Annotated in this window: 3 protein-coding genes and 3 pseudogenes; 2 read left to right on the forward strand and 4 right to left on the reverse strand. The window is 66.8% G+C overall.

The annotated features are described in order from the left end of the window. Nucleotides 1-77, forward strand: a pseudogene (locus tag ABT078_RS43045) (transposase); the annotation flags it as partial. 56 nt (nucleotides 78-133) lie between these two features. Here ABT078_RS43045 and ABT078_RS42355 read toward each other — a convergent pair. Then, complete coding sequence (locus ABT078_RS42355) at nucleotides 134-1,351, reverse strand: FAD-dependent oxidoreductase (protein WP_351237796.1); 1,218 nt, start codon at nucleotides 1,349-1,351, stop codon at nucleotides 134-136. After that, nucleotides 1,348-1,950, reverse strand: a complete 603-nt coding sequence (locus ABT078_RS42360; protein ID WP_351237798.1) for a PadR family transcriptional regulator — start codon at nucleotides 1,948-1,950, stop codon at nucleotides 1,348-1,350. The genes ABT078_RS42355 and ABT078_RS42360 overlap by 4 nt, the downstream gene beginning before the upstream one ends. A gap of 107 nt (nucleotides 1,951-2,057) precedes the next feature. On the opposite strand from ABT078_RS42360, the pseudogene ABT078_RS42365 reads away from it, so the two are divergent. Beyond that, a pseudogene (locus ABT078_RS42365) lies at nucleotides 2,058-2,240 on the forward strand (IS5/IS1182 family transposase); the annotation flags it as partial. Nucleotide 2,241: 1 nt separating this feature from the next. Here ABT078_RS42365 and ABT078_RS42370 read toward each other — a convergent pair. Together ABT078_RS42370 and ABT078_RS42375 are read right to left on the reverse strand one after the other, a co-directional pair. Then, nucleotides 2,242-2,373 (reverse strand): annotated as a pseudogene (locus ABT078_RS42370) (transposase); the annotation flags it as partial. A gap of 93 nt (nucleotides 2,374-2,466) precedes the next feature. Beyond that, nucleotides 2,467-3,441 carry a group II intron maturase-specific domain-containing protein gene (locus tag ABT078_RS42375; protein WP_502981578.1) on the reverse strand — a complete coding sequence of 325 codons (975 nt, stop codon included), beginning with the start codon at nucleotides 3,439-3,441 and terminating at the stop codon, nucleotides 2,467-2,469. Nucleotides 3,442-3,545 lie beyond the last annotated feature (104 nt).

Raw genomic sequence — 3,545 nt, forward strand, 5'->3', positions numbered from 1 at the left:
TCCAGTACCGGCCCGACACCCTCGACGGCTTCATAGCAGGCACCGGCCTGACCCTCGATGACCCAGCGTCACCCTAATGCGCCGAAGTCAGTAACCAGTAACGAAGCGAGGCGAAGAGCAACGCTGGCTGATTTCAAGAATCCCCATCAACACCGGCTGGCCAGACCACAGCGTCCCAGTCGAGGTGGTGGCCGAAGACCTCTTCGGTGTACCTGCTGCTGGCCGCGGCCTTGAGGATGAACGGCATGACGTTGTCGAGGAACAGGCGGCCCAGCGGGCCCGCCGCCTTGCTGTTGTTGATACGGGCGGCCTGTTTGATGATCTTCTCGACCCTCCGTCGGCGCAGGTCGACGAATGTGGTGAAGGCCTCCGCATGAGAGGGTGTGTCGCGCAGGCAGCGGGCCAGAGTGACGGCGTCCTCGACGGCCAGCGAGGCGCCCTGGCCGGAACTCGGCGACGGGGCGTGCGCGGCGTCACCGAGGACGATCATCCGGCCGCGATGCCAGGCGGGCAGGCGCCTGAGCAGGTGGACAGGGCTGGCCGTCATGATGTTGTCGCTGCTGGTGGCTTCGATGATGCGCGCCGCCGGTCCCGCGTCATCCGCGAAGGCCTCGACGAGGGTGCGCCTCCACTCGTCGCTGCCGATGCGCTCGACTTCGCCGCGGGCAGGTTCGTCCGCACGCGGTAAGTTGGCGAACCACCAGACCTCGCCGTCAGCGGCGACGGCGTAGCCGAAGAACGCACGCCGCCCGAAGATCATCGTGTATGAGCCCGGCTCGGCGTCGACCGTGACGTCACGGGTGTAGCCGCCGAGGCTGATCAGGCCCGCGTAGGAGGGGGCGGGCGCCTCTGGGTCGACCGCCTTGCGGACGGCCGAGTGCACGCCGTCACAGCCGATCAGCAGGTCCGCGGTGGCAGTGGTGCCGTCGGCGAAGGTCGCACGGACAGCCTCTTCCGTGTCTTCAGCGCTGACCAGGCATTTGCCGTGGTGCACGGTGATGTCCCTGCGCACCGCTTCCTGGTACAGAGCGCGGTAGAGGCCCGCCCGCCTGATGGTCCTGGACGGTGTTCCTGCCGCGGAGCTGATCCTCGAGACACCGAGCCGCTTGCCCTTGCTGCTGTGCAGGGTGATCTGCGGTGTGGCGATGCCGGTGCGGGTGATCTGCTGGTCGGCGCCGATCGTCTTGAGCGCGTCGATACCGTTGGAACCCAAGGTGAGGAACACGCCCGCGCCGTCGGCTCCCTCGGCATGCGCCTCGTAAACGACGGCGTCGATACCGGCCTTCTGCAGTGCCAAGGCGGTCGCCGGTCCGGCGATCCCGCCACCTATCACCAGCGCTGTGCGGCTCATGGTTGCCCTGCCTCTCCTTGCCGGTGGAAAGCGGCCCACATCGGGCCCCAGTCGTTGTCGATCCGTTCGATGAACCGGGCGACGAAGGCCTGGTCGGCATCAAGGAGTGCCAGGCGGTACTCCTCCTCGACCAGGAACAGCGGATGGATGCCCGCCGCCACGGTGTCGTCGATGAGTCTGCGGATATCAGCATGCTGCGCGGCCAGGCGCTGTCGGCGTTCGGTGAGCAACTCGACCACCTCGCTGGGGTCAAGCGCGGCAATCAGTGCGAGTGCCGCCACGAATCGGGGGTACTCGTGGGCGGGCTCGGCGACCAGTTCCCGCAGCCAGTCACCCAGTTCGAGGCGTCCCTGGTCGGTGAGCGCGTAGACGGTCCGTTCGGGACGCTGCCCCTGCCGGACCGTTTCCTGCTCGACGATGAAACCGGCCTTGGCGAGCTGCTGGAAGACCATGTACAGCGACCCGTGGCTGAACTTGATGCTCCGCGCGTCGCCGTGGTCGCGCATGGCCCGCGACAGCTCGTACGGGTGCATCGGCCGCTGACTGAGATACGACAGCACCGCCAGCCCCAGCAGATTGCCCACCGCCCGCCCGGCCATATCCCTCTCCCCTTCGTCAGAGACCACTATCCATCTACGAATAGTCAGCATCAACTATGTGAGCGGAGCAATTGCCATTCCTGAAGCATCGGCTGAGGCTGCGCAGGCGCAGACGCAGGATCCGGGCGGTGATTCCGGAGAAGACCGACCAGGCGGCCCACCGCAAGACGAAGGGACGTCGTGGCGGGCGACCCCCCGCCCATGACACCGAGCTCTACCGCGACCGCAACACGGTGGAACGCTGCATCAACAAGATCAAGGAGTGGCGTGGGCTCGCCACCCGCTACGACTGGTCTCGAAGGCGATCTCATCGCTGATACCGGCCCGATGGCACCGGTCGCGGTCGTCCGTCCAGGAGGTGGGCAGATACAGCCTGCGGTCGATCAGCGTGCGGCCACGGTCGGTGGCATAGGCGAGGAAGAGTCGGGTAGGACCGTCGCATTGCTGCGACGGTCCCCCCTCAGAACCGGCCGTGCGGGCTTTCCCCGCAGCTCGGCTCAAGCAAGCCCCAGGGGCTCACAGGCATGCAGCGCGGCAAGCCGCGTGGATGAGACGGAGTTGCACCCCGTCCGACGTTCCGATTCCGCGATAGGTGATCTTCCTGGTGCTGATCGCCTGGCGGGTGCCCCGCAGCCATTGCTCCCACTCGGTGGGGCGGGACGGCGGGTCATCGACGTGCAGCAGCGGGCCCCGGCAGATCGAACACTGCCCGTTCTGCGTCTGAAGCAGACGCAGGGTGGCACGGTCGATCGGCGGCGGTGCACTGGTGCGGCGCCGTTCGGCCCAGTAGGTAGCCAGGGCAGGATCGTCCGGGGACGCCGAGCCGTGGACCATCTGGTGTCGGACGATCTTCGTCCAGGCAAATTTCAGCAGGTAGGCGCCGCTGTCGCGGTCGCCGAATACCCACTGGTCCTGCCGGGACGTGTTGAACTTGCCGTAGTACCGGGCGGTGACCCAGTGCCGGGGCTTGTTCGGGTGAGTGCGGGTCGCCCACTTGTAGGTGAGCTTCCACATGTAGTCGTCCAGCGCCGTGAAGACCTCGCTGGCGACCACGCTCCGGTAGTAGGCGGACCACCCGCGGATAATCGGGTTGAGCCGTTGCAGCACCGCGGCGGCGTTGGCCCCGCGCAGGGACCGCACCTCGGCGCGCATCCTGTTCCGGATCCGTCTGACGGTCTCGCGGCTGGGCTTGATCAGCAGCTTGCCGTGATAGCGGCGGATGGTGAAGCCGAGGAAGTCACAGCCTTCTTCGAGGTGGACGACGCGCGTCTTGTCCTCGTTGAAGACCAGTCCTCTCGGCCTCAGCCACTCGGCAAGCCGGGCCTTGACCTGTTCGGCCTGTTCCCGTGAATGGCACAGGGCGACGAGATCGTCGGCGTATCTCACCAGCAGCGGGGAGCCCGGCATGGTGTCACCGGCACGGCGGCCGGTCTGCCGGTATCGGACTCCCGCAGCCGTCTCCATCCCGTGCAGGGCGATGTTCAAGAGCACGGGGCTGACCACGCCTCCAACGCAATGGGCAACTTCACCTTCGAAGTGACGCTGTGCTACCGGAGGTTGGAGAAGCTGCCTCGCGGCGAGAGTAGGCCGCGTCA

Source organism: Streptomyces sp. NPDC002133 (assembly GCF_040296405.1).
In the GTDB taxonomy this organism is placed as follows: domain Bacteria; phylum Actinomycetota; class Actinomycetes; order Streptomycetales; family Streptomycetaceae; genus Streptomyces.

What these genes read in the sequence shown, in the direction of transcription:
- ABT078_RS42355 (WP_351237796.1), bottom strand. Translation starts at nt 1,351, where the DNA reads ATGAGCCGCACAGCGCTGGTGATAGGTGGCGGGATCGCCGGACCGGCG.
- ABT078_RS42360 (WP_351237798.1), bottom strand. Translation starts at nt 1,950, where the DNA reads ATGGCCGGGCGGGCGGTGGGCAATCTGCTGGGGCTGGCGGTGCTGTCG.